Origin of the sequence: Micromonospora mirobrigensis (genome assembly GCF_900091555.1) — a bacterium.
Lineage (GTDB): Bacteria > Actinomycetota > Actinomycetes > Mycobacteriales > Micromonosporaceae > Micromonospora > Micromonospora mirobrigensis.
Genome location: NZ_FMCX01000007.1, coordinates 14,628 through 39,879, shown reverse-complemented (window position 1 = coordinate 39,879; position 25,252 = coordinate 14,628). Strand labels below are relative to the sequence as shown.

The following is a 25,252-nucleotide window of genomic DNA, read 5'->3' as shown; positions in this document are numbered from 1 at the left end:
CCAGGTTGAGCAGGACGGTCAGCACCACCGAGGCGAGGATCGAGAAGAGGATCATCAGCAGGCAGCCGAGGCCGCCGCCGAGCGGCCGGATCTCCGTGTTGCCGAAGCGCATGGGTTCACCTTGTCGGAGTCGGGACGAGCAGGGCGCGGATCGCGGCGGCCACCTCGGTGGGCGCCGTGGTGACGACGTTGTGCGCGGCGTCCGGGACGGTCACCGTCCGGGCGTCCGGGACGAGTCGCGCCACCTGGTCCCGCCAGGAACTCGGGACGACGGTGTCCCGGCCGCCGGTGAGCACCAGGGTCGGCGCCCGCACCCGGACCAGGTCGGCCTCGACGTCGTTGTGCACCGAGTGGGAGAGCGAGGCGTACACCCGCCAGGGGCGGGCGTCGGCCACGTCGCGGAGCAGGATCGGGATCTGCCACGGCGCCTCCCGGGCGGTGTCCAGCAGCCAGCGTCCGAACTGGCCCCGGCGGGACCGGGCGGCCGGGTCGCTGGTCGGCCCGGCCAGCACCAGCGCGCGTACGGCCCGCGGGTGGCGGGCGGCCAGCGCGGTGGCCACCTCCGCGCCGAACGAGTGCCCCAGCAGGCAGACCGGGGGCAGCCGGTACGCGGCCAGCCAGCCGGCCAGCCACTGCGCGTGCCCCTGGACGTCGTACGCGGCGCCGGGGCGCTCGGTCAGCCCGAAGCCGGGCAGGTCCGGCACGTACACCGGATTGGTCGCCGACAGCGCGACGGCCAGCGGGGTGAGGTAGCGGTGCGAGACGGCGAGGCCGTGCACCAGCACCACCGGCGTGGCGTCCGGGTCGGCGGTGGCGGACCGGCGGGTGTGCGTGCGTACCCCGTCGACCAGTCGCCACTCGCTGGTCAGCCCGGCGGCGGGCCGGGGGGCGGCGAGCGCCAGGCGCAGTTCCGCCGGGCCGAACCGCCCGGCCCGGCTCAGCGGCACGGGGAGGTTCACAGCTCCCGCAGCCGGGGCAGCAGCTGCTCCTGCGCCCAGTCCAGGAACATCGGCTGCGTCTCGCCGCCCACCTGGACGATCGAGACGTGGGTGAAGCCGGCGTCGACGAACCTGGCGAACGCCTCGACGTGCCGCTCGACGTCCGGCCCGCAGGGGATGCCCTCGGCCACGTCCTCCTCGCGGACGAACTGGGTGGCGGCGGCGAAGCCCTCCGGGCCGGGCAGATCGGCGTTGACCTTCCAGCCCAGTCCGAACCAGCGGAACTGGTCGTGCACGATCTTGCGGCACTCGGCCTCGTCGGGGCCGTAGCAGATCGCCACCTGCCCGTAGCGGGGCCGGCCGGCGCCGCCCGCGTCGTCGTACATCTCGATGATGTGCCGGTCGGGCTCGGTGGCGACGATGCCGTCGCCGTGCTCGGCGGCGAGGGTGGCCGACTGCCGGCCGGAGGCGGCGATGGCCATCGGCACGGGCCGCGCCGGGCGGTCCCAGACGTAGGCGTCGGGCACGTCGTAGTGGTTGCCGGAGAAGGTCAGCGTCTCGCCGTTGAGCAGCGGCCGGATGATCTGGAGCGCCTCGGAGAACATCTCGTGCCGCTGCTGCACGTGCGGCCAGCCGCCGACCACGTGCTCGTTGAGGTTCTCCCCGGCGCCGAGGCCGAGGGTGAACCGGCCGTCGGAGAGCACCCCGACGGTGCTGGCCTTCTGCGCCACGACGGCCGGGTGGTACCGCCGGATCGGGCAGGTCACGAAGGACATCAGCTCGGCCCGGTTGGTGGCGTGCGCGACCGCGCCGAGCACCGACCAGGCGTACGGGGAGTGGCCCTGGGAGTCCAGCCACGGGTAGTAGTGGTCGGAGATCACCAGTTGGTCGAAGCCGGCTGCCTCGGCGCGTACGGCGTGGTCGACCAGTTGCTTCGGGCCGGCCTGCTCGCTCATCAGGGTGTATCCGACGCTGACCATGGTGGTTCTCCTCCCGGGGCGGATCTTTGCGGGAAGTACCCCGGCGGGCGGCCGGCAACCCTCGTGTCCGCTTGAGAGCCACCCCCGAACGGGCCTGACGCCGATGCCGGGCGGGGCGCGCGACGTCGTCGGTCCGGCGTCACTCCTCGGTGAGCAGCTGGGCCAGGGGCAGCCGGTGGAGCAGCACGGCCGGGACCACACCGGCGAGGGTGGCGAGCAGCACCGCCGCCGCGCCGGTGCCGATCGCCAGCGACATGATCCGCCCGTCGAGTCCGCCGACGAGCAAAGCGGTCGTGCCGACGCCAGCCAGGACGCCTGCCCCGGCGCCGAGCAGGCCGATGCCGGCGGCCTCGTGGAACACCAGTCGATACAGTGCGGTGTCGGGCCAGCCGATGGCCCGAAGGGTGGCGAACTCGGCAGCCCGGTCCCGGACGTTCAGATACATCACGTCGGCGGTGCCGAGCAGACCGAACAGCAGCACACCGGCCGTGGCGACGACATCGATCCGCCGTACCTGCACGGACACGGCCCGGCCGAGCAGCGAGCCGACCATGCCGTCCTGGAAGGCCCAGGTGGCGGCGGCGACGAGTACGACCGATCCCACCCCGAGGGCCAGGCTGGCCGCGGCGGCGGTGGTACGCGCCGGTACCCGGGCCAGGTTGGCCCGGGCCATGCCCGACACCGTGCCGCTCCTCGCGCCCCGCCGGCGGGGGGCCACCGCCGTGCGGACCAGCGCGGTCGCGGCCCGGGCCCGGGCGGCGCGTACGGCGGGAGCCACGCTCGCCGCGGCGGTCAGCAGGGCGCCGACCGGCACGCACAGCAGCGCGGTACGGAAGGAGATCTGCACGCCGACCAGCCAGGCCGCCGGGATCGCGACGGCGGCCCCGGCCAGACCCGCCATGAGCCCCAGGGTGACCGCCTCGGTGAGGACGAGTGCGCCGAGGCGCCATGCCGGCCATCCGATGCACGCGAGCAGGGCCAGCTGCCGCGACCGGCCCCGGACGGCGGTCGACACCGCGTTGCCGACCAGGAAGCCGCAGACCACCAGCAGCAGCCCGAGAAGGACCATGTTCTTCCGGTCGACCGCCGTGACAATCTGCGTCGCCACGCCCTGCTTCGTCCAGCGTTCCCGCACCGTCAACTCCGGTCGGCCCTGCTGGCCAGGGGGGAGCCGCACGGTCGCGGGTACGGCCGACGACCCGAGGACGATCTGCACGTCCAGACCGGTCCGGCGGACGATCTCGTCGGCGACCATTCGCACCCGCTCGCGGGCGACCGCGTCGAACCGCTGTATCCCGGCCACCCGCACCCTGATCGCGTTCAGCGGCCTTTCCGCCAACCCAGGCTCGGCGGCCAGCAGCGGTCGAGCGGCGGTCAGCGAGGTCAGCAGCGTCGGCACCAGACCGGGATAACCCAGCGGGTCGTCGTTCGGCAGCAGGCCCCGCGCGCCGAGCAGGTGGCGGCTTCGCGAGTCCGCACCGTCCGGCGCCTGCTGCCGGTAGTTGTCCAGGCCGGCATGGGCGTCGTCGACGGTGGCGGCAGCCGGATCGAACAGGCCCACCGGTTCGACGGCCCACTCGCCCCCGAGCCGGGCCAGCGGCCGGGACGTCTCCTCCCGCCGGACCGTCCTGCCGAAGAACCAGGACTGGAAGGACCAGCCGTCCAGGGCCTCGGCGTCCAGTGCCGGCCGGATCTGGGGATCGGCCGGCAGCACGCGGTGACCACCGTCGGAATCCCCGACGTAGGCGGGCGGCCCCGGGCGCAGCAGGGAGTCGACGTACGCAAGTGGCTGCGCCCCCGGAGTCAGCGCCGCGCCGACGGTGCTCCGATACGCACTCGCCAGGTCGTACGGGGTGGTGCGGGTCGCCGTTCCGTCCGCACGATGCAGTCGTTGCCACGCCGCCGGTCCGCCGGTGGTCACCTCGTCGACGTACCGCCCCGCGAGACGGGTGGCCCCCACCTCGATCTGCTGGTCGATACCGGGGTCGGTCGCGGCCAGCACGGGCAGGGTCGGCCCGGTCTGGTTCCGCCTCGCCGCCTCGTCCGGTCGCAGGTAGCGCCCGGCCCGTACCGCGCCGTCCAGACCCAGCAGCCGGGCTTCCGTCACCGGGTCGATCGCCGCGAGCACCATCGGCATCCCGGACGTCAGGTTCACCGTCAGCCGACGGGTACGGGGGATGACACTCTCCGGCCGTCCCACGGTGAGGACGCTGGCCGCTCGGAACCGGCCGTCCGGCAGCAGTTGGAACGCCTGCACCGGGCTGGCCTGGGTCCGTTGGAGCGCAGGATCGGTGCTGCCGGCCACCGTGGTGCAGATCTGCCGTCGCGCGCCGTCGGGTGACACCTCCAACGGCCCTCCGCCACCGGTGCCCGGGCACTGGAGCCCGGACGTGGTGGGGTCGACCCTGGTCCCGTCGGTGTAGACGAGTTTCCGGCCCAGTTCGGCGAGCGGCACCAGAGGGCGCCGCGACACGTAGACGTAGAGCGGCGCCGCGGCCAGCCGGGTGAGTCCCCGCTCGGCCCGCACCACCGGCGTGACCCTGATGAGTTGTCGCTCCGCGCGGCGGTCCACCAACTCGGTGAGGTCCATCGACGTCCTGGGCGTCACCTGGGCGACGCCGAGGACGGCCAGCGGGGCGGCCACCTCCACGCCGGGGACCTGCCGGATGCGGTCCCACTGGTCCAGGCCGATCCCGGCGTCCGTGGCGACCGTCTGGTCGGCACGCAGGGGGCCGTGGGCCGGAGCACCCGCCGGGCGGACCAGGATGTCGTACGGTGGCCGGAACCGAGCGTCGAACGCGCCGATCGCCTCCAGCCTGGAGGTGGTGGAGGCGCCTGTCAGGACGACGAAACCGGTGGTGGCCAGCAACACGGCGGCGAGCACGCCGGCGCTCCTGCCGCGGGCGTGCCGAAGCTGGGCCCAGACCATCCGCACCATCGGCTCCCACTCCAGCCTTCTCCGTGTCGGGTGATCGGGTCATCTTCCGGGTCCGACGCTGCTCGACCGGTCCCGGTCGGGCTCGGGACGCACTCACTGCGGATCTGGACATCCACTCATCAACAGTCGATACGGATCATTTCGATCGGCCCCGACCTTGACCCGCATCGTGGTTGCTGCCTAGGGTTCGCCTTAACCGGTTAAGGCCGGGGTGGCGCACATCCTGTGGTGGGGATGACCGCCCCTGCGGTGACCCGTGTCCAAACGGGTCACCGCAGGACGTCCCACCGCCGACGCATCCACTTAACCGGTTGCTTTCACCGCCTCGGCTGCCTACGCTGACCGTGCGCCGCCGGGAGCCGGGCGGCGGCTGTCGGGCTGCAGCCGCTTCCGTTTGTCACCACCACCGCACCCCCTTGGGCACGGGGGAGACACCTCCTGAGGAATGCCATGAGAAAGAAGCTCTCCGTCGCGGCCGCCGCGCTGCTGACGGCCCTCACCGCCGTGTTCGCGTTCGGCCAGCCGGCGCACGCGGCGGCCGGTTTCTCGGTCGCCAACGGCAAGCTCTACGACGCCAACGGCAACGAGTTCGTGATGCGCGGCGTCAACCACGCGCACACCTGGTACCCGCAGTACACCAACTCGTTCGCCAACATCAAGGCCCTCGGCGCGAACACCGTCCGGGTGGTGCTGGCCACCGGCGACCGCTGGGCCAAGAACGACACCGCCGACGTCGCCAACGTCATCTCGCTGTGCAGGCAGAACAAGCTGATCTGCGTGCTGGAGGCGCACGACACCACCGGCTACGGCGAGGACGGCGCGGCGACCACCCTGGACCGGGCGGCCAGCTACTGGCTGAGCGTCGCCAGCGCGCTGCAGGGCCAGGAGAAGTACGTCATCGTCAATATCGGCAACGAGCCGTTCGGCAACCAGAACTACGGCGCCTGGACCAACGACACCGCCAACGCCATCAAGAAACTGCGGGCCGGCGGCATCGCCAACACCCTCCTGGTCGACGGCCCGAACTGGGGTCAGGACTGGTCGTTCACCATGCGCGACAACGCCTCCACCGTGTTCAACGCCGACCCGGCGCGCAACACCGTCTTCGACATCCACATGTACGGCGTCTTCGACACCGCCGCGGAGATCACCGACTACCTGGGCCGGTTCCGCAGCGCCGGGCTGCCCATCGTGGTCGGCGAGTTCGGCTTCAACCACTCCGACGGCAACCCGGACGAGGACACCATCATGTCCTACGCCCAGGCCAACGGGATCGGCTACCTCGGCTGGTCGTGGAGCGGCAACGGCGGCGGCGTCGAATACCTCGACATGGCCACCTCCTTCGACCCCAACCGGCTGACCAGCTGGGGCCAGCGGATCTTCAACGGCGCCAACGGCATCAAGGCCACCGCGAAGGAGGCCTCGGTCTACTCGGGCGTCACCCCGAGCCCCACGACCAGCCCCAGCCCGACGACCAGCCCGAGCCCGACCACCAGCCCCTCGCCGACGACCAGCCCGAGCCAGCCGCCCACCGACCCGCCGCCGACCACCACGCCGCCGACCAGCACCGGCTGCACCGCCAGCTACACGATCGTCAACAGCTGGCAGGACGGCTTCCAGGCCGAGATCAAGGTGACCGCCGGCTCGTCGGCGCTCAAGGGCTGGACGACCTACTGGACCTTCGCCAACGGGCAGACCGTCAGCCAGTCGTGGAGCGCCACGATCAGCCACTCCGGCTCGTCGTACACCGCCCGCAACGTCGACTACAACGCCACGGTGGGCGCCGGCGCCAGCACCACCTTCGGCTTCATCGCCAGCTGGAACAACGCCACCAACGCCAAGCCCGCGGTGAGCTGCACCGCGAGCTGACGTACCACCGGGTGGCCGGGTCCGCGCGGACCCGGCCACCTTCCTTTCGCGTACGCTCCGCAGGCCGCGTGCCGGGCCGCGCGGCGGACCTGGGGAGGATGCTGACATGACGACGCCGCAGACCGGGCGACGGCCCAGCGGACTGGTGGTCGGCTCGCTGGTCGCGATCTCGTTCGGCACGGTCTTCGTGCTGGTCAACAGCGGTGGCCTGGCCGCGCCGTGGCCGCTGGTGATCCGGGTGGCCGGCATTCTGGTTGCCGCGCTCCTCGTCGTCGCCCTGCTGCGGGTGGGCCGACGGGCGCCCGCCGTCGTCACCGGCGGTCCCGCGGCCGGCTTCATGGATCGTCGCTACTGGATCATCGTGGCCATCGAGGTGGTCGCCCTGTTCGGCGGCCTGAACGTCATCAACCGGGTCCTGGACCGGCCGGCACTGGCCGTCGCCTGGGTGGCGGTGGTGGTCGGCGTGCACTTCTTCGGCCTCGGATGGATCTGGCGGATGCCCCGCTTCCACTGGCTGGGCGTGGTGATGACGGTCCTCGGGCTGGCCGGGTTCCTGGTCCACGCCCTCGGTGGTGGAGCGGACGCGGTCGCCCTGGTGGCGGGGGTCGGCTCCGGGGCGGCGCTGTACGCGACCGTGGCCCTGGCACTGCGCGACGTGGTGGCCACGACGCGCTGAGCCGGCGTCCGCCCGGCTCAGGCGCCGCGGGCGAACAGGGCCAGGCGTACCCGGTTGGGGCTGTTGGTCTTGGTCATCAGGCTGGTGATGTGGGTCTTCACCGTGGTGACGCCGATGTGCAGCCGGTCGGCGATCTCCGCGTTGGACAGCCCCTCGGCTACGAGGTCCAGCACGTCCCGTTCCCGCGCGGTCAGCCCCGGGGCCGGCGGAGGCGTCCCGGCCCGGGCGTGCACCGCGCGCTGCACCAGGCGGCGCAGCACCTCCGGGCTGAACGGGCTGTCCCCACCGGCGGCGCGGCGGATGCCGTCGAGCAGTTCCGCCGGGGGCGCGTCCTTGAGCAGGAACCCGCACGCACCCGCGGTCAGCGCCGGATAGAGGTGGTCGTCGTCGCCGAACGTGGTCAGCACCAGGACGCGGGTGGCGGGCCGGTCGGCGAGGATGCGGCTGGTCGCGGTGATCCCGTCGACGCCGGGCATCCGCAGATCCATCACCACGACGTCGGGGACGAGCCGCCCGGCGACGGCGACCGCGTCACGGCCGTTGTCGGCCTCGCCGACGACCTCGATGTCCGGCTGGGCGTCGCAGAGCATGCGCAGACCCGCCCGGATCAGGTGCTGATCGTCCACCAGCAGGACCCGGATCACGCGGGCCCCGCCGGCAGCGGCGCGGGCCCGGCCTCGCCGGGTGACACCGGCAGGGAGGCGAGCGTGGCTTCCCGGGGTGGTGGCGGCAGCGGCGCGGACGTGGCTGCGTGGGCTGACGCCGGGCTCGGAGCGCCGGCGGGGGCGACCACCGGCCGGGAGCCGACGACCGGCAGGACGGTGGCCACCCGCCAGCCCGTCCTGGCCGGGCCCGCCGCCAGCACACCCCCGAGGACCTCGACCCGCTCCCGCATGCCGGTGATCCCGTGGCCGCCGACGGACGGCACCGTCGCGGCCACCTGACCACGCCCGTCGTCGGACACCTCCCAGTGCACGGCCCCGTCGACCACGGCGACCGACAGGCGGGCGCGGGCGGACGTACCGGCGTGCTTGGCCACGTTGGTCAGCGCCTCCTGGGTCAGCCGCAGCACCGCCAGGCCCCGGACCGCGTCGAGGGAGCCGACCGCCGGGTCGACGTCGGCCTCCACGGTGATCCCGGCCTGCCGGGCCCGGTCGACCGCCGCGCCCAGCGCCGCCGGGACGGCCGACGGCTCGATCGCGGTCAGGGCCGCGTCGCCGCGTACCCCGTCGGGGTCGCGCAGGACCGCGACCAGCCGGCGCAGGTCCGCCAGGGCGGCGGTCCCCGTGCCGTGCACGTCGTCGAAGACCGCGCCCACCCGCGGATCCAGGTCGGTGAGCACGTGCCGGGCCACGCCGACCCGCAGCACCATCGACGCCACGTGGTGCGCGACCACGTCGTGCAGTTCGCGGGCGATGGCGCTGCGTTCCTCGGCGCGCGCGGCGCGGCTCTCCGACTCCCGCCGGCGCTGCTCCTCCGCCGCCCGGTCCGCCGCCTGCCGGCCGAGTTCCCCGGTGGTCCGGATGACCAGGCCGAGCAGCAGCGGCAGGCCGACCTCCACGGTCAGCCCGAACACGCCGGAGAGGACCCGCCGGAACGGGTCGCCGATCGAGTCGGTCAGGTCGACCACGGCGAGCAGCGCGGCGGCCAGCCAGACGGTCCGCGGCCGCTGCGCCCAGATGGCCAGCTCGACCAGCGCCCAGCTGGCGCCCACCTGGTTGATCGTCGTGTCGTCGACCAGCTGGATGGCGAGCGCCAGCAAGGCGGCCTGGACCAGCAGGTTGACCAGCGGCCGGCGGTGCAGCACCAGGACGACGGCGAACGCGACGACCGCGAGGACCCACTGGGTGAGCGTCGGCGCCCGTCCGTCGTGGGTGCCGAAGAGCAGATAGCCGACGCCGCTGAGGTCGAGCAGCAGCACCCGCGCGAACGTGTCCCGCGCGTCGAACAGTCGCCCCAGCCATCCCATCGGGTCAGCCTAGGCGCCGCGGCTCGGCGACCGCGATCGTTGGCCGGTGCCCGGTGCCCGGTGCCCGGTGCCCGGTGCCCGGTGCCCGGTGCCGGTCATCCGGCCAGCGCCATTGCCGGGCGACTCCGGCCCGCCGCCACCACGCCGGCCGCTATCGCGGTCGCCGCCACCAGTCCCGCCCAGGCGGCCAGGGTGAGCGCGTCCGGGCGCAGCAGCGGCTGCCCGCGCAACGCCTGCCAGGTCAACAACACCGTGAGTACGCCGTAGGCCCCACCCGCGACGACCAGCAGCCGCACCCGGCGACGCTCGTCGAGCCAGGTGCGGCCGAACCGGCTCAGCAGGATCGCCAGGATCGGCAGCGCCTGGAGGGCGTGCAGTCCCACGAAGTGCCCGATCCGCAGGTCCCCGCCGACGGTGCTCCAACCGACCAGCGGCAATCCCGGCCCGCCGTCGGCGACACCCACGCTGTGCGCCCCGGCGACCCCCTCGATCCCCGGTGCCCGGCTGGGCAGCACCATCGGCACGGCCGCCAGCATGCCCAGCAACGTCAGGCCGAGGCCCAGTCCGACCGCGTACCGGGCGGTGCGGTCGGCGAGCGGCCGGCGCAGCACCACGATGCCGATGACCAGGTGCGCCACGAACAGCACCATGATCGACGCGCCCATCGCCTGCCACAGCGCGGCGTTCAGCGGTGTCGTCTCGTTGTAGTGGCTGGTGGTGCCGCGCAGCACCTGTCCGACGATCACCACCATCTCGGCCACCGACATCGCGACGACGACGGTGCCCGCCCGGTCCGCCAGCCGGCTGCGCCGGGGCAGCAGGGAGAGCATCCAGGCCAGGGTGGTGCCGTACAGCACGAAGGAGACGGCGAACTTGAACGGCTTGAGCCAGATCGGCGCGCCGAGGAGCACGCGCGGGTCGGCGACGATGCCGACCGCGGCGACGACGGCGAGCAACGCCATCACCGACACGAAGACCATCAGGGGGCGGTGCCAGTGTGCCGCCCGGTGCACTGCGGTAGTCATGCCTGTAGATGCTGCTGACCGGATCCGCCGGGCGCGCCCGACCTCGGGCCCCGATCGCGGCCTGCGGTCCGAGCGCCGCCTCCTACCAGGGGAGGAGGCGGACAGTGGTTCGCGCCGGCCCCGCCGTCACCCCTCGGCGACGCGGAGGTTTCTCCCGGGTGCCGCTGCCGTCCGGGCGCTGCGGCAGACCGGGAACCCGGCCTGACCATCCGAGCGCTGCCGGGACCTCAGTCGGCCGCCGTCACCTCCAGCAGCAGCGCCTGTTCCGGGTGCAGGGCGGGCAGCTGCAATCCGACCGTGGCCAGGACCGCGCCGGGCAGCGTCACCCCGGGCGACCAGCCCGGCTCGGCGAGCTGCAACAGCGCCGGCTCCGGCACCCCGTCGGCGGGCCGGACCCGGTAGCGCCGCGCCGGGTCGAGCCCGGGCAGGCGGACCGGGCCGGGCACCTGCGCGGCGCTGGTGGCCAGCCGGGCCACCGCGTACACGGCGTGGGAACCGTCGTGGGCGACCACGCCGTGCGCCTGGACGGCCGGGTCGGGGTGGTCGACCCGGACCACCCGGCCGGCGTGCAGCAGCGGGCGCAGCCGCTTGTGCAGCGCGACCCACGCGGCCAGTTCGGCCCGCTCGGCCGGGGAGATCGCGCCGATGTCCCACTCGATGCCGTGGTGGCCGAAGAGCGCGGTGACCGCCCGGAAACCCAGGTCGTGAACGCGTCCGGTGGTGTGCGAGCGGGTCGGCCCGATGTGGCTGCCGACCAGCTCCGGCGGGAGCAGCAGCCCGGTCCAGCGCTGGATGGCCAGCCGTTCCAGGGCGTCGTTGCAGTCGCTGGCCCAGACCCGGTCGGTGCGGCGCAGGATCTCCAGGTCCACCCGGGCCCCGCCGGAGGAGCAGCTCTCGATCTCCAGCCCCGGGTGCCGGGCGCGCAGCTCGTCCAGCAGCCGGTAGGCGGCCACGGTCTGCCCGTGCACCCCCGGCCGGCCGCGGTGGCCGGCCTCGGTGAGGTCCCGGTTGTGGTCCCACTTCAGGTACGCGATGCCGTCGTGCCCGCGCAGCACCGCGTCCAGCCGGGACAGCACGTGCTCGTACGCCGCCGGATGGGCCAGGTCGAGCACCTGCTGGTGCCGCCACGGCAGGGGCAGCCGGTCGGGGGCCTGGAGCACCCAGTCGGGGTGGGCGCGGAACAGCTCCGAGTCGGGGTTGACCATCTCCGGCTCGACCCAGAGCCCGAACTGCATGCCGCGGGAGCGGACATGGTCGATCAAGGGTTGCAGCCCGTCCGGCCAGACGTCGGGGTCGACCCACCAGTCGCCGAGCCCGGCCCGGTCGTGCCGGCGGCCGGCGAACCAGCCGTCGTCGAGGACGAACCGTTCCACCCCCACCTCGGCGGCCCGGTCGGCCAGCGCGGTCAGCCGGTCCAGGTCGTGGTCGAAGTAGACCGCCTCCCACACGTTGAGGGTGACCGGTCGGGGCGTACGCGGGTGGCCGGGGCGAGCCCGCAGGTGGGTGTGCAGCACGTCGCTGAGCCCGTCCAGCCCGGTGGTCGAGTGGACGGCGTGGAGCAGGGGAGTGGCGTACTCCTCGCCGGGTGCCAGGACGATCTCGCCCGGGGCGAGCAGTTCGCCGCCGCCGAGGAGGGCGTCGCCGGTGGGGCGCCGTTCGGCGTACGTCAGGTGGTCGCCACTCCAGGCGGTGTGCACCGCCCAGACCTCGCCGTGCCCGAAGCCGAAGCCGGGTGTCCCGGCGACCAGCAGCAGGGTGGCGTCGTGGCCGGTGCGCCCGTGCCGGCCCTCGCGCAGCCAGGTGCCCATCGGCCAGGGGTGCCGCTGCGGGGCGCGTTCCCGGCACCAGCGGCCGGTCAGGTCGAGCAGTTCGGTGGCGACCGGCGGGACCGGCAACACCGCGGTCAGCTCCCGCAGCTCGTAGGGGGTGTCGCCGTCGTTGCGCAGCCGGTGCCGCAGGGTGAGCAGCCCGGCCGGGTCGAGCGTCAGCTCGACCCTCAGCGAGAGACCCGCGCCCGGGTCCGCCGCCCGCACGGTCGCAAGGAGGGGCCCCCGGTTAACGCCTCCGGTATAGGAAGGGCCCCCTGTTAACACCTTGCCGCCGTCGGCCGGCACCTCGCCGCCGTCGGCCGGGGCGGCCGGCTCCTCGACGACGTCGACGCCGATGAGGCGGAACGCCGTCGACCAGTCCCGGCCGGAGCGGTGACCGGCGAGACCCGGTCGCCCGCTCCAGCCGGCGCTCGCCTCGGGCAGCAGCGACAGCACCGTCGGCGCGTCGAAGCTGCTCGGCACCACCGGTGGGATCGTGGCGTCGACAAGCGCGGCCAGGTCGTCGTCGCCGAGCGGCCCGAGGTCGGCGCCCCAGTGCACGATCCGGGGCAGGCCGGTGCCGCGCGCGTCGAGCACCAGGCTGGTCCGCGCGCGGCGCAGGTGGACGATCATCCCTTCGAGGCTCCCAGCGTCAGGCCCCGGACGAACTGCTTCTGCAACAGGAAGAAGATCACCAGGGTGGGGATCGCGACCAGCACCGAGCCGGCCGAGACCAGGTTGTTGTCGGTGAAGAACTCGCCGCGCAGGTTGTTCAGCGAGCTGGTCACCGGGAGCTTGTCCCCGCTTCGCATCAGCACGGTCGCCCAGAAGAACTCGTTGTAGATCCAGGTGACCTCCAGGGTGGCCAGGGCCGCCAGCGCCGGCCGGCACAGCGGCATGGTCACCTGCCAGTACTGCCGCCACACGCTCGCTCCGTCGACCATCGCGGCCTCGTACAGCTCGTGCGGCAGGGCCTTCATGTAGTTGCTCAGCACGAAGACGCAGAAGCCGCACTGGAAGGCCACGTTTACCAGGATCAGCCCCCAGTAGCTGTCGTAGAGCAGCTCCGAGTCGCTCATCCACGCCGGCAGCGGCACCTGCGTGAAGAGCCGGAACAGCGGGATCAGCAGGGCCTGCTGCGGCAGCAGGTTCGCCGCGGTGAAGAGCCCCAGCAGGACGATGTTGAGCTTCCAACTGAACCGGGCGATCACGAAGGCCACGCAGGAGGCCAGGAAGAGCGTGAGCAGCACGGCCGGGACGGTGATGTAGACCGAGTTGAGGAAGTGCTTGCCGAACTCGGCGGTCTTCCACGCCGTGACGTAGTTGTCCAGCGTCCAGCCGCCGAGTGAGACGTATCCGTTGCGGGCCGTGTACTCGTAGGACCGCAGCGAGGTCAGCACCGCCCAGATGATCGGGAAGAGCCAGCCGACCGCCACCGCGGCGAGGAAGACGTGCAGCACCACCCGGGCCGGACGGACCGGTCGGCGGGCGGGCGCCGGGATGTCGGCATTCGCCGGCCGGGTCAGGGTCGCGGTCATCGCCGGTCCTCCCGCATCACGGTGGTCAGGTAGACGGTGATGAAGACCAGCGAGACGACCAGCATGATGGTCGCCAGCGCCGAGCCGAAGCCGATCCGGCTGGCCTCACCCACCACGTTGGAGGTGACCAGCGCGGAGAGCAGCTCCAAGCCGTTGCGACCCTTGTTGATCACCCAGACCAGGTCGAAGGCGCGCAGCGACTCGATCACCGTCACCACCAGCACGATGATGTTGATCGGCCGCATCACCGGGAAGACCACCCGGAAGAAGGTGGCGGGTTCCGAGGCGCCGTCCACCGCGGCGGCCTCCCGCAGCGACGGGTCGACGCCCTTCAGGCCGGCCAGGTAGAGCAGCATGATGTACCCGACGTGCCGCCAGCCGGCGGCGAAGAGCACCGCCCAGATGTTCACGTTCGGGTCGCCGTACCAGTCGGTGTTGGTGCCCAGCACGGCGTTGAGCAGGCCCTGGTCGCGGGAGTAGATCAGCTGCCAGACGAAGCCGATCAGCGCCAGCGAGAGCACCACCGGCAGGTAGAGGGCGGTCTGGTAGAACCGGCTGCCGCGCAGCTCCTTGTCGAGCAGGACGGCGAGGAACATGCCGAACGGGGTGGCGACCACGAAGAGCGCCGCCAGCCAGAGCAGGTTGTTCTGCACCGCCGGCACGAACGGCGGGTAGATGTTCACCACGTCGTCGTAGTTCTTCAGACCCACCCAGTCGATCTCACCGATCGGGCCGATGCCGTCCCAGTCGGTGCCGGAGAGCAGCACGGTGGCGGCGGCCGGCAACCAGACCAGGGCGACGACGAGCAGCAGGGGTACGAGCACCATCAGCGTGATCACCACGCGGTCGGTGCGGGACAGGAGCCGCAGCCGGCGACCCCGGCCACCCTTGGAGGTGGCCGCGGCCGGCGGCGGTACGGCGCGATCCGCTTGGATCAGGGGCAGGTCGGACACGGGTCCTTCCCCTCTCGCCGTCACTCGGTGAAGATCGACTTTTTCTGGTTCTCGATGCTGGTCAGCAGCCCGCTGATGTCCTTCGGGTTCTTGATGAACTGCTGGATGGCCGGGATGATCACGGTCGAGGCGAAGTCCGGCCGGGTGTCCCGGTCGAGGAACTGGGCGATCTCGGTGGCCGAGCCGACCAGTTCGGCGGCCTTCTTCTGCAGCGCGGTGTAGCCGCTGGTGTCGGCGCCGGTGTTGGCGACCAGGGTGCTGGGGTCGTTCTTCACCACGATGTTGGCGGCGTCCTTGGATCCGACGTACTCCAGCAGCTTCTTGGCCGCGCCCTCGGACTTCGGCTTGCGGGCCATCATGTAGCCGTCGATCGGCGCGTCCAGGGCCTTCGCCCCGATCGACGGGTCGATCTCCGGGAAGGTGAAGAAGTCCAGGTCGTCCTGCTCGTCGGCGTTGAACTGCTGGGCGACGAAGAGGCCGAGCAGGTACATCCCGCTCTTCTTCTGCTGCAACGACTGGGCGGCCTCCTGCCAGGTGCGGCCCAGCGAGTCCGGCTGGTGGATGGGGAGCAGCCCGGCCCAGGTGTCGAAGACCTTCTTCACCTTGTCGGACGTCCAGGCCTCCTTGCCGGCCATCAGGTCGACGTGGAACTGGTAGCCGTTGATCCGCAGGTTGAGGATGTCGAAGGTGCCCATCGCCGGCCAGCCGTCCTTGTCGGCGAAGGCGATCGGGGTGAGGCCGTCCTTCTTCATCTGCGCGGAGAGCGTGGTGAGCTGGTCCAGGGTGGTGGGCACCTGGTAGCCGCGCTGCTGCCACACCGACTTGCGGTAGAAGACCGCCCACGGGTAGTACGACGCCGGCACGAAGTACTGCTTGCCGTCGTCGCCGGTGGAGGCCTTCTTGAAGGCGTCGGAGTAGCCGTTGAGCTTGCTCCACACGTCGCTGACGTCGCCGGCCAGCCCCTTGCTGGCGAAGAAGCGCATCCGGTAGCCGGCGAACCACATGAACACGTCGTCCGGCTTGCCCTGGAGGTAGTTGTTGATGTTCTCCTGGAACGTGTTGTGGTCGACGGTGTTGACGTTGACCGTGACGCCGGACGAGGTCTTGTAGCCGTCCATCACCTTGGCGATGACGTCCTTGGGCTTCGGGTCCGACTGGTTGGAGCCGACCGAGACCGTCTTGGCGTCCGCGCCGGAGTCGTCGTCGGAGCCGCCGCAGCCGGCGAGCAGGCCGGTGCCGAGCAGGGCGCCGGTGCCGGCCGCGCCGGCCAGCAGCGAGCGCCGGTTCAGGCCGGCGACGGACGGGGGTACGAGCCGGGCCAGGTACTCGGCTTGGGTACGGGGACGGGACATTGTGCCTCCTGCGGAAGAGGTGCCTTGCGCCCAAGGGCCGTGCGTGGTGGTGGGCCGTGAGTTGAGCGGTGCGGATCCACCGAGAATCCACATGTCCGAACACAAACACCCGGTGGCTCGTCAAGCTACCCGTCCATCGGGCGCTGTCAAGGGGGTCGTTCGGCTTCGATAACCCAGTCGCGACAGGGCTGAGAAAAGGTAAACGTTGGAATTCGAGTCGATGTTGGAAAGTGTTGACTTCGATGCCGGCCGGGGGCACGCTCTGCTCTCATGCGGAGCTGGCAGGGCGACGGCATCTGGTTCGGCGCGGACTACAACCCCGAGCAGTGGCCCGAGTCGACCTGGGTCGAGGACGTCGAGCTGATGCGCCGGGCCGGGGTCGACCTGGTCTCGGTCGGCATCTTCTCCTGGGCGCTGCTCGAACCGGCCCCGGGCCGCTTCGAGTTCGGCTGGCTGGACCGGTCGCTGGACCTGCTGCACGCCGGCGGGATCGGCGTCGACCTGGCCACCGCCACCGCGAGCCCGCCACCGTGGCTGGCGCACCGGCACCCGGAGACCCTGCCCCGCCGCGCGGACGGGGCGATCCTCTGGCCGGGCGGCCGACAGGCGTACTGCCCCAGCTCGCCGGTGTTCCGGGAGCGCTCGCTGGCCCTGGTCGAGGCCGTCGCCACCCGGTACGCCGACCACCCGGCCGTGGTGATGTGGCACGTCTCCAACGAGCTGGGCTGCCACAACGTGCACTGCTACTGCGACGTCAGCGCCGAGGCGTTCCGCGGCTGGCTGCGTGACCGGTACGGCGACCTGGACGCGCTCAACGACGCCTGGGGCACCGCCTTCTGGAGCCAGCGCTACCACGACTGGGCCGAGGTCGTCCCGCCGCGTACCGCGCCGACCTTCGCCAACCCGACGCAGCAGCTGGACTTCCTGCGTTTCTCCTCCGACGAGCAGCGCGCCCAGCTGCGGGCGGAGCGGGCCGTGCTGGAGCGGCTCACCCGGCAGCCGATCACCACCAACTTCATGATCGGCACCGGCATCAAGTACCTGGACTACCACTCGTGGGCCGCCGACGTGGACGTGGTCGCCAACGACCACTACCTGACCGCCGCCGACCCGCAGCCGCAGGTCAACCTCGCGCTCGCCGCCGACCACACCCGGGGGGTCGCCGGCGGCGCGCCGTGGTTGCTGATGGAGCACTCCACCAGCGCGGTCAACTGGCAGCCCCGCAACGTGGCCAAGACCCCGGGCCAGTTGCGCCGCAACAGCCTGGCCCACGTGGCCCGGGGGGCGGACGGGGTGCTCTTCTTCCAGTGGCGGGCCTCCCGGGCCGGCGCGGAGAAGTTCCACTCCGCGCTGGTCCCGCACGCCGGACCGGAGACCAAGGTGTTCCGCGAGGTGTGCCGGCTGGGCGCCGACCTGAAGGCGATCGCCGAGGTACGCGGCAGCCGGGTCGACGCCGACGTGGCGATCCTCTTCGACTACGAGGCCTGGTGGGGTGCCGAGCTGGACTCCCACCCCAGCGTCGACGTCACCTACACCGACCGGCTGGCCGCGCTGCACGGCGCGCTCTGGCGAGCCGGGGTCACCGCCGATGTGGTGCACCCGTCGACCGACCTGTCGGCGTACAAACTGGTCCTGGCGCCCACCCTCTATCTGGTGCGGGACGCGGACGCGGCGGCGCTGCGGGCGTACGTCGAGGCGGGCGGGACGGCGCTGGTGACGTACTTCAGCGGCATCGTCGACGAGCACGACCACGTCCGGCTCGGCGGCTACCCGGGCGCGTTCCGTGAGCTGCTCGGCATCCGCACCGAGGAGTTCTTCCCGCTGCGTGCCGGCGAGCGGGTCCGCCTCGACGACGGCGCCACCGCCGACGTCTGGACCGAGTGGCTGCACCCGGAGGGCGCTGAGGTGCTCGCCGCGTACGCCGACGGGCCGCTGCCCGGCGTACCCGCGCTGACCCGGCACCGCGTCGGCGCCGGCGCCGCCTGGTACGCCGGCACCCGGCTCGACGACGCCGCGACCGACCGCCTGGTGGCCCGGCTGCTCGCCGAGTCCGGCGCCCGGCCGCCGGTGGCCGCCCCGACCGGCGTGGAGGTGGTCCGGCGCCGCCGCGACGACCGCAGCTGGCTCTTCGTCGTCAACCACACCGACGGCGAGGTACGCCTTCCGGTGACCGGGACCGAACTGCTCGGCGGTGCCTCGTGCGACGGCGGGCTGGTGGTGCCGCCGGGGGAGGTGGCGGTGGTGCGGGAGGAGGTTCGATGCTCGCCCAGCAACGGCAGAGCGCCATCCTGGACCTGATCCGGCAGCGCGGTGGCGTGCGGGTCAGCCAGCTGGTGAGCCGGTTCGGCGTCTCCGACATGACGATCCGCCGCGACCTGGAGGCGCTCGCCGAGCGCGGTCTGGTCGACAAGGTGCACGGCGGCGCCACCCTGGCCGGCCCCGGCTCGGCCGAGGAGCCCGGCTTCGCGGCCAAGTCGATCCGCCAGCAGGCCGAGAAGCGGGCCATCGCCGAACGCGCCGCCGCCCTGGTGGAGCCCGGGATGGCGGTGGCGCTCTCCGCCGGCACCACCACCGCCGCGCTGGCCACCCTGCTGGCCGACGTCCGTGGGCTGACCGTGGTCACCAACTCGATCCCGGTCGCCGACGCGCTCTACCAGAACCCGCGCCCGGACCAGACCGTCGTGCTGACCGGCGGGATCCGTACCCCGTCGGACGCGCTCACCGGGCCGGTGGCCGAGGCGGCGGTCAGCGCGCTCAACGTGGACCTGCTCTTCCTGGGCGTGCACGGGATGAGCCCGCGGACCGGCTTCACCACGCCCAACCTGCTGGAGGCGGGAATCAACCGGCGGCTGATCGACGCGGCCCGCGGACTGGTCGTGCTCGCCGACCACACCAAGTGGGAGACCATCGGCATCGCCACCATCGCCCCGCTGGAGGAGGCCGACCTGCTGGTCACCGACGCCGGGCTGCCCGCCGACGCCCGCGCCCAGATCGGCGAGGCGGTCGGCGAGCTGATCGTCGTCGACCCCAGCTGATCCGCGGCGACCCCGGCTCCGCCCTCGGATCGACTCGTCCTCGGTCCCGCGCCGGTACCGACCGGCGGGAACGCCGCTTCTGACGCACGTCCTTCGAGCTCCTTTGGACCTGATGTCACAAACGACTCACCGGGGCCGGCCCGGGCGGTCCGGCAGGCCGATTCGTTCACGACATCAGCTCGAAAGGACGTGACATGAGGACCGGTCCACGCCGCCGGCCCTGGCCACGATGGGATGCCGGCTACCCGGCGGCAGGCTAGCGTCGTCCGGGTGACCAGGCCGCAGCAGATCGGGACCCGCCTGCCGATGGAACATCCGGCCCGGCCGGCGCGGAAACCGTCGCTCGCCGCGCTGGTGCTGCTCACCGGGATCGGCCCGTTCGCCACCGACACCTACATCGCCGCGCTGCCCGAGCTGCGCCGGTCGCTACACACCACCGCCACCGTGGCGCAGCTGACCATGACGGCGTTCATCGTCGGGGTGGCGGCCGGCCAGCTGCTGCTCGGGCCGGTCAGTGACAGCCGGGGCCGGCGCCGCATCGTCGTCGCCAGCAGCGTCACCTTCGCCGTCCTCTCCGCCGTCTGCGCGGTCGCCCCCAACGGCGCGGTCCTGGTCGCCGCCCGCCTCGGGCAGGGCATCGCCGCCGGCAGCGGGGTCGCCGTGGGGCGGGCGATGGTGACCGACGCGTGGCGCGGCGCCGACGCCGCCGCCCGGTTCGGCACCATCGCCTCGGTCACCTTCCTCGGCCCGGTCCTCGCGCCCGCGGCCGGTGGTCTGATCCTGGCCCACGGCACCTGGCGCACCATCTTCGTCGCGCTGACCGTGCTGGGAGCGGCGATGGCCGTCGCCGTGCTGGTCGGGCTGCCGGAGACCCTGCCCCGGGAGCGCCGCCACCCGTCCGGCCCCGCCGACGCCGGCGCGCGCATGCTCGACCTGCTGCGGGACTGGGGTTTCCTGCGGCACATCGTCGTGCAGTGCCTCGCCACCGCCGGCTTCTTCACCTACATCGGCGGCTCGTCCTTCGTGCTCCAGACGTCGCTGCGGATCAGCCCCGGGACGTACACGATCGTCTTCGCCACCAACGCCGCGGCCATGGCCGTCACCGCGGTGCTGTTCCGGGTGCTCGTGCGCCGCTACGGCGCGGCCCGGCTGCGTACCCTCGGGGTGGTCGCCGCCACGGTCGCCGCCGCCGGCCTGCTGGTGCTGGCCCTCGCCGACCCGGCGGGCCGGCTGCCGCTCGCGGCCCCCTGGGCGCTGCTCTGCCTGGGGGTCGGCGGCATGGGTTTCGTCTACCCGGCGACCACGGCGCTGGCGCAGGAGGCGGGCCGGCGGGCCGCCGGCACCGCCGCCGCCCTCCAGGGCGGCCTGAGCTTCCTCACCGGCGCGCTGGTCACCCCGCTCACCGGCCTCCTCGGGTACGACTCGCTCCTGCCGATGGCGCTCTGCATGACCGTCTTCTTCCTCGCCGCCTCGGCCGCGTTGCTGGCCGCCCGCCGCTCCCAGGCAGTTCACAGCGGTACGAGTTAGGGTGCCCTATGGTCTTCAAGAAGATGTTGAGCGCGTTCGGCGTCGGGGGCCCCAGCGTCGACACCGTCCTGACCAACCCGAACACCCGTCCCGGCCTCGCCCTCGACGGTCGGGTCAACCTGCTCGGCGGTGACTCCCCGGCGAACATCGAGCAGATCACCGTCGGCCTGGTCACCCGGGTCGAGGTGGAGAGCGGCGACAGCGAGTACGCCGGCACCATGGAGTTCCACCGGATGGCGGTCAGCGGCCCGCTCCAGCTCGCCCCGAAGCAGCAGCTGAGCATCCCGTTCCAGCTCCCGGTGCCGTGGGAGACCCCGATCACCGACGTGTACGGCCACCGGCTGCACGGGATGACGATGGGCCTGCGTACCGAGCTGGCGATCGCCCGGGCCGTCGACAAGGGTGACCTGGACCAGGTGGCCGTGCACCCGCTGCCGGTGCACGAGCGGATCCTCGAGGCGTTCCAGCGGCTCGGGTTCCGGTTCAAGCACGCCGACCTGGAGCGCGGTCACATCCGCGGGGTGCAGCAGACGCTGCCGTTCTACCAGGAGATCGAGTTCTTCGCCGCGCCGCAGTACGCCCGGTCGATCAACGAGGTGGAGCTGACCTTCGTCACCCACCAGCGCGGTGTCGAGGTGATCCTCGAGTGCGACAAGCGCGGCGGCTTCCTCAGCGCCGGCCACGACTCCTTCGGCCGGTACAGCGTCTCGCACGCCGACGCCGACCGGGTCGACTGGGCCCAGGTGGTCGACGGCTGGCTGCGCGAGACGACCTCCCGCTACGGCGACCTGCGGAGCCAGTTCGGCGGCTTCGGGCACGGCGCCCCGCACGGCTACGGGCACGGGAAGGGCCACGGCGGCCACGGCCGGGGCGTCGGCATGGGCGGTGTGGTGGCCGGCGCGGCGCTCGGCGCGGTCGGCGGCATGGTGGCCGGCGAGATGATCGAGGACGCCTTCGAGGGCGACTTCGGCGGCGACGACTTCGGCGGCTTCGACGAGTAACCCCGCGGGGAACAGGCGACGGCGGTGGTCTCCGGGACGGATCCCGGGGACCACCGCCGTCTTGTCGGCCGGCGTGACGCTCAGGCGTCAGTGCCGGGCCTTGCGCTCCTCGCCGCTGCGGAAGTTGCTGCCGGCCTTGGCCAGCCCACGGCTACCCAGGTAGCCGATGCTCAGCAGCGTGATGAAGAACCAGGCCTGCGGGGCGCGGAAGATGTCCACCCCGACGGAGTTCTTCCCGACCAGGTACGACGCGGCCAGCACACCGATCACGGACGCGACGTACACCCAGAACTCGGTGGTCGCGAACGACGGCTTGGTCTCCGTGCCCGGCGCGGTCACCGCGTCCCGGTCCCGGTGCCCGTCGTACATCGGCATCGGTTGGGTGGGCGTCTCCCGCATGGCGGCCCGATTGGCCATCTCGGCCTGGTTGGACGTGCCCTGCATCGGCCGGTTCATCGGCCTGGTGGATGCAGCCTGCGTGCTCATCTGGTCCTCCTCGGATTTGATGAGTACCTGCAATCCCTCGCCCCGCTACCGCGTATCGGCCACGGCACGGTTCGCCTGCTGTGGCGGGGGCACCCTGGGTCTACCCGAGGCCACGGGGGAGGTAACACCGACCGCCGGCCGGGATTCCGTCGCCGCGCCGGTCCAGCGGTGACCGGCGTCGTCGAGGTCAGGGCATTCCACCAACGTCCCGTCCGGGTCTACATGTCCGATTCGGCGCGGGTCGCCGTTTGGCGTCGCCGCCAGCGGGCAGGCAGGGGGTTACCACCAGAAGCTGCGAGGTGATCGAGCATGCGCGACGACGACAGGATGCGCGAGTCCGCCCGGCACGCCGAGGAGCGGCTGACCGCCGGGGTGTACGGCGAGGGCGCGCTGGACGAGGTGACCGTTCCCCAGACCGACGAGACCCGGATCCTCCAGGAAACGGACCCGGACGATCCGGCCGACGTGCCGATCGACCCGGGGGTGCTGCGCGACGGCGGCCCGACCCGGGGGCAGGGCGCGGTCACCACCACCGGTGGCACCGCCGGCCCGGCCAGCGTGCGCCGCCTCGCCCGCCAGCCGGAGCGGCACCGCGGTACGGTCGCCCCGACGACCACCGGCGACGCCACCACCGGCGGCCTGAGCACTCCCGCCGGCGGCTCGACGAGCGACCAGTCCGCCGCGGCCAGCCAGGTCGGCAACTTCACCGACGAGGGCGCCAACCCCGGCTGACCCGGCGCGACGGGACGTTGGGAGGGGCCCTTGTTGACAGACGTCTGTCAACAAGGGCCCCTCCTTTCACGCGGCGCGGAGGATGCCGAGGCGTTGGGTGGCGCGGGTGAGGGCGACGTAGAGGTCGCTGCGGCCGCGCGGGGACTCGGCGACGATGCCGCCCGGGTCGGCCACCAGCACGGTGTCGAACTCCAGGCCCTTGGCCTGGGCGACGGTCAGCACGACCACCCGGTTCTCCAGCTCGGGCTGCTCGCCGACGGCCGCCTCCGGCAGGGCGGCGACGATCGCGGCGCCCAGCTCGTCGACCCGGCCGGCGGGGACGATCACGCCGAGCCGCCCGTCGGCCAGGTCCGCCGCCTCCCGGGTGGCGGCCTCGACCAGCTCCGCGGCCAGCCGGTCGCCGTCGACCGTCAGGTCCCACGGGGATACGCCGGCGGCGCGTACCGAGCGGGGTGGGCGCAGCTCGGGGTCGATCTCGGCGAGTACCTCGGCGGCCACCGCCATGATCTCTGCGGGGGTGCGGTAGCTGACGGTCAGCTCCTCCAGCCGCCAGCGCCGGGCCACGTACGGCTCCAGCGCCTCGCCCCAGGAGGGCGTGCCGCTGAGCGCCCCGGTCTGCGCGACGTCCCCGACGATGGTCATCGACCGGCTCGGGCAGCGGCGCATCAGCAGCCGCCACGCCATCGGGGACAGCTCCTGCGCCTCGTCGACGATCACGTGCCCGAACGCCCAGCTGCGGTCGGCGGCGGCCCGTTGGGCGGTGGTCAGCCGGTCGGCCTCCTCCTGCCGTTCCAGCAGCCGGTCGGCGTCGATGAGGTCGGTGACGCCGAGGATCTCGCCACCCTCGGCCTCGTCCTCCACGTCGATCGACCGGGAACCCCGGGCGATCTCCAGCACGCCCTCGGCGTACTCCCGTTGCAGTGACCGGATGCGCTCCCGGCGGGCGGCGGCGGCGCGGTCGTCCTCGCCGAGCAGCTCGGCGGCCTCGTCGAGCAGCGGCACGTCGGCCGGGGTCCAGCCGCCCGGCTCGCGGTGCAGCAGCTCCCGGTCGGCGTCGGTGAGCATCGGCGCGGCGGTGGCGATCCGCTCAGGGGAGGCGTAGAGGTCGGCGAGCAGCCGCTGCGGGGTGAGCACCGGCCACAGCTCGTCCAGCGCCGCCCGGACCTCCGGCTCGTCGCGCAGCTCCCGGCGGATCTCGGCGAGGTCCGCCTCCTCCAGCAGGTTCTCCCCGCCCAGCGGGTCGGCGCCGATCCGCTCGGCGACCTGCCCGGCGAGGGCGTGCACGATCTCGACGTCGAACTGCGCCCGGGCCAGGTTGTGCGGGCGGCCGGAGCGGCGCACCCGGTCCCGGGCGGCCCGCACGGTCTCCGGGTGCAGGTGCAGGATCTCCCGCTGCGGCAGCTCGATCTCCAGCGGCTCGTCGGGCACCCGCTGGCGGTCCCGCACCGCGGCGGCCAGCACGTCGGCCAGGACCGCGCGGCCCTTGAGCGCCGCCGCCTCGGCGGACTCCACCCGCCGGGCGGCGACCCCGGGGAAGAGGTCTGCCTGGGTACGCAGCAGCACGCCCGTCTCGGCCAGCGTGGGCAACACCTGGGAGATGTAGCGCAGGAAGGTGGCGTTCGGGCCGACCAGCAGCACACCGCGGGTGGAGAGCTCGCGGCGGTGGGTGTAGAGCAGGTACGCCGCCCGGTGCAGCGCGACCGCGGTCTTGCCGGTGCCGGGGCCACCCTGCACCACCATCACGCCGGGCAGCTCGGCCCGGATGACCCGGTCCTGCTCGGCCTGGATGGTCTCGACGATGTCCCGCATCCGCCCGGTACGCCCCGCGTTGAGCGCGGCGAGCAGCGACGCCTCGCCGGTCACCTCCTCGTGGGCGGTGGGGGAGGCGGTGGCGATGTCCAGCACCTCGTCGTTGAGCCCGGTCACCTTCCGGTCCCGGGTACGCAGGTGCCGCCGCCGGCGTACGCCCTGCGGATTGGCGGCGGTGGCCAGGTAGAAGGCCCGGGCGGCGGGGGCCCGCCAGTCGATCAGCAGCGGGTCGTAGTCGCCGGAGGTGTCGAAGATGCCGATCCGGCCGATGTAGTGCCGGCCGCCGTCGGAGCCGTCGAGCCGGCCGAAGCAGAGTCCGTTCTCCACGGCGGAGAACTGCTCGATCTGTTCGGCGTAGAAGCTCACGCTGGAGTCCCGCTGGGAGCGGGCCTGCTGGGTGCCGCCGGTGTTGCGCAGCTCGTCGGTGAGCCGGCGGGCCGCCTGCTCACGCAGGCCGTCCAGCCGGTCGTAGAGCATCGAGACGTACTCCTGCTCGTGGCCGATCTCGTCGTGGTTCGCCGGGTCCCCGGCACCGCCGGACTGCCTTGACAAGCCGTCTCCTCATTGGCTAGAATCACTGAGCAGAACGGCTTTCATGCCGTTCTTTTTTCGTTTC

Annotated in this window: 19 protein-coding genes; 7 read left to right on the top strand and 12 right to left on the bottom strand. The window is 72.8% G+C overall.

Annotated features, from left to right (window positions below; genetic code table 11):
• Positions 1–116: 116 nt before the first annotated feature.
• The 3 genes from GA0070564_RS21960 to GA0070564_RS21950 form a co-directional block, all read right to left on the bottom strand.
• Complete coding sequence (locus tag GA0070564_RS21960) at positions 117–959, bottom strand: alpha/beta fold hydrolase (protein WP_245670149.1); 843 nt, start codon at positions 957–959, stop codon at positions 117–119.
• Positions 956–1,918, bottom strand: a complete 963-nt coding sequence (locus tag GA0070564_RS21955) for a TIGR03557 family F420-dependent LLM class oxidoreductase (RefSeq protein ID WP_091611858.1) — start codon at positions 1,916–1,918, stop codon at positions 956–958. The genes GA0070564_RS21960 and GA0070564_RS21955 overlap by 4 nt, the downstream gene beginning before the upstream one ends.
• Positions 1,919–2,057: 139 nt before the next feature.
• The gene (locus tag GA0070564_RS21950; RefSeq protein WP_342672572.1) at positions 2,058–4,847 is read right to left on the bottom strand and encodes an FtsX-like permease family protein; all 2,790 of its coding nucleotides are present in this window, start codon (positions 4,845–4,847) and stop codon (positions 2,058–2,060) included.
• A 459-nt stretch (positions 4,848–5,306) separates the two neighbouring features.
• On the opposite strand from GA0070564_RS21950, the gene GA0070564_RS21945 reads away from it, so the two are divergent.
• Together GA0070564_RS21945 and GA0070564_RS21940 are read left to right on the top strand one after the other, a co-directional pair.
• On the top strand, positions 5,307–6,725 hold the full coding sequence (locus GA0070564_RS21945; RefSeq protein WP_091611848.1) for a cellulase family glycosylhydrolase: 1,419 nt from the start codon (positions 5,307–5,309) through the stop codon (positions 6,723–6,725).
• Between the two features lie 106 nt (positions 6,726–6,831).
• On the top strand, positions 6,832–7,401 hold the full coding sequence (locus GA0070564_RS21940; protein WP_091611844.1) for a hypothetical protein: 570 nt from the start codon (positions 6,832–6,834) through the stop codon (positions 7,399–7,401).
• A 17-nt stretch (positions 7,402–7,418) separates the two neighbouring features.
• Here GA0070564_RS21940 and GA0070564_RS21935 read toward each other — a convergent pair whose 3' ends face one another.
• The 7 genes from GA0070564_RS21935 to GA0070564_RS21905 form a co-directional block, all read right to left on the bottom strand.
• Positions 7,419–8,045 (bottom strand): response regulator transcription factor, encoded by a 627-nt coding sequence (locus tag GA0070564_RS21935; protein WP_091611840.1) that lies wholly within the window; start codon positions 8,043–8,045, stop codon positions 7,419–7,421.
• Positions 8,042–9,370 carry a sensor histidine kinase gene (locus tag GA0070564_RS21930; protein WP_091611837.1) on the bottom strand — a complete coding sequence of 443 codons (1,329 nt, stop codon included), beginning with the start codon at positions 9,368–9,370 and terminating at the stop codon, positions 8,042–8,044. Before GA0070564_RS21930 ends, GA0070564_RS21935 begins: the two co-directional genes overlap by 4 nt.
• Positions 9,371–9,465: 95 nt before the next feature.
• Positions 9,466–10,395: a hypothetical protein gene (locus tag GA0070564_RS21925; RefSeq protein ID WP_091611834.1), complete on the bottom strand. Its 930-nt coding sequence runs from the start codon at positions 10,393–10,395 to the stop codon at positions 9,466–9,468.
• A 227-nt stretch (positions 10,396–10,622) separates the two neighbouring features.
• Positions 10,623–12,836 (bottom strand): alpha-galactosidase, encoded by a 2,214-nt coding sequence (locus GA0070564_RS21920; RefSeq protein WP_091611831.1) that lies wholly within the window; start codon positions 12,834–12,836, stop codon positions 10,623–10,625.
• Positions 12,833–13,741, bottom strand: coding sequence for a carbohydrate ABC transporter permease (locus GA0070564_RS21915; RefSeq protein WP_091611826.1), 909 nt, complete (start codon positions 13,739–13,741; stop codon positions 12,833–12,835). The genes GA0070564_RS21920 and GA0070564_RS21915 overlap by 4 nt, the downstream gene beginning before the upstream one ends.
• A complete protein-coding gene (locus GA0070564_RS21910; RefSeq protein WP_091611821.1) occupies positions 13,738–14,694 on the bottom strand; it encodes a carbohydrate ABC transporter permease in 957 nt (318 codons plus the stop codon). The genes GA0070564_RS21915 and GA0070564_RS21910 overlap by 4 nt, the downstream gene beginning before the upstream one ends.
• 20 nt (positions 14,695–14,714) lie before the next feature.
• The gene (locus tag GA0070564_RS21905; RefSeq protein ID WP_091611818.1) at positions 14,715–16,046 is read right to left on the bottom strand and encodes an ABC transporter substrate-binding protein; all 1,332 of its coding nucleotides are present in this window, start codon (positions 16,044–16,046) and stop codon (positions 14,715–14,717) included.
• Between the two features lie 270 nt (positions 16,047–16,316).
• Between GA0070564_RS21905 and GA0070564_RS21900 the strand changes: the two genes are divergently transcribed.
• The 4 genes from GA0070564_RS21900 to GA0070564_RS21885 all read left to right on the top strand — a co-directional run bounded on the left by GA0070564_RS21900 (position 16,317) and on the right by GA0070564_RS21885 (position 21,609).
• Entirely contained in the window at positions 16,317–18,344 is a 2,028-nt protein-coding gene (locus tag GA0070564_RS21900) for a beta-galactosidase (protein ID WP_091611815.1), read from the top strand.
• Complete coding sequence (locus GA0070564_RS21895) at positions 18,305–19,081, top strand: DeoR/GlpR family DNA-binding transcription regulator (protein WP_091611812.1); 777 nt, start codon at positions 18,305–18,307, stop codon at positions 19,079–19,081. The genes GA0070564_RS21900 and GA0070564_RS21895 overlap by 40 nt, the downstream gene beginning before the upstream one ends.
• Before the next feature lie 270 nt (positions 19,082–19,351).
• Complete coding sequence (locus GA0070564_RS21890) at positions 19,352–20,608, top strand: multidrug effflux MFS transporter (RefSeq protein ID WP_176730789.1); 1,257 nt, start codon at positions 19,352–19,354, stop codon at positions 20,606–20,608.
• Between the two features lie 8 nt (positions 20,609–20,616).
• The gene (locus GA0070564_RS21885; protein ID WP_091611805.1) at positions 20,617–21,609 is read left to right on the top strand and encodes a sporulation protein; all 993 of its coding nucleotides are present in this window, start codon (positions 20,617–20,619) and stop codon (positions 21,607–21,609) included.
• Positions 21,610–21,696: 87 nt separating this feature from the next.
• On the opposite strand, the gene GA0070564_RS21880 is transcribed toward GA0070564_RS21885, so the two are convergent.
• Complete coding sequence (locus GA0070564_RS21880) at positions 21,697–22,095, bottom strand: hypothetical protein (RefSeq protein WP_091611801.1); 399 nt, start codon at positions 22,093–22,095, stop codon at positions 21,697–21,699.
• 309 nt (positions 22,096–22,404) lie between these two features.
• Between GA0070564_RS21880 and GA0070564_RS21870 the strand changes: the two genes are divergently transcribed.
• Positions 22,405–22,827, top strand: coding sequence for a hypothetical protein (locus GA0070564_RS21870; protein ID WP_091611796.1), 423 nt, complete (start codon positions 22,405–22,407; stop codon positions 22,825–22,827).
• Positions 22,828–22,893: 66 nt separating this feature from the next.
• On the opposite strand, the gene GA0070564_RS21865 is transcribed toward GA0070564_RS21870, so the two are convergent.
• Positions 22,894–25,113: a HelD family protein gene (locus GA0070564_RS21865; protein ID WP_091612748.1), complete on the bottom strand. Its 2,220-nt coding sequence runs from the start codon at positions 25,111–25,113 to the stop codon at positions 22,894–22,896.
• Positions 25,114–25,252: the final 139 nt, after the last annotated feature.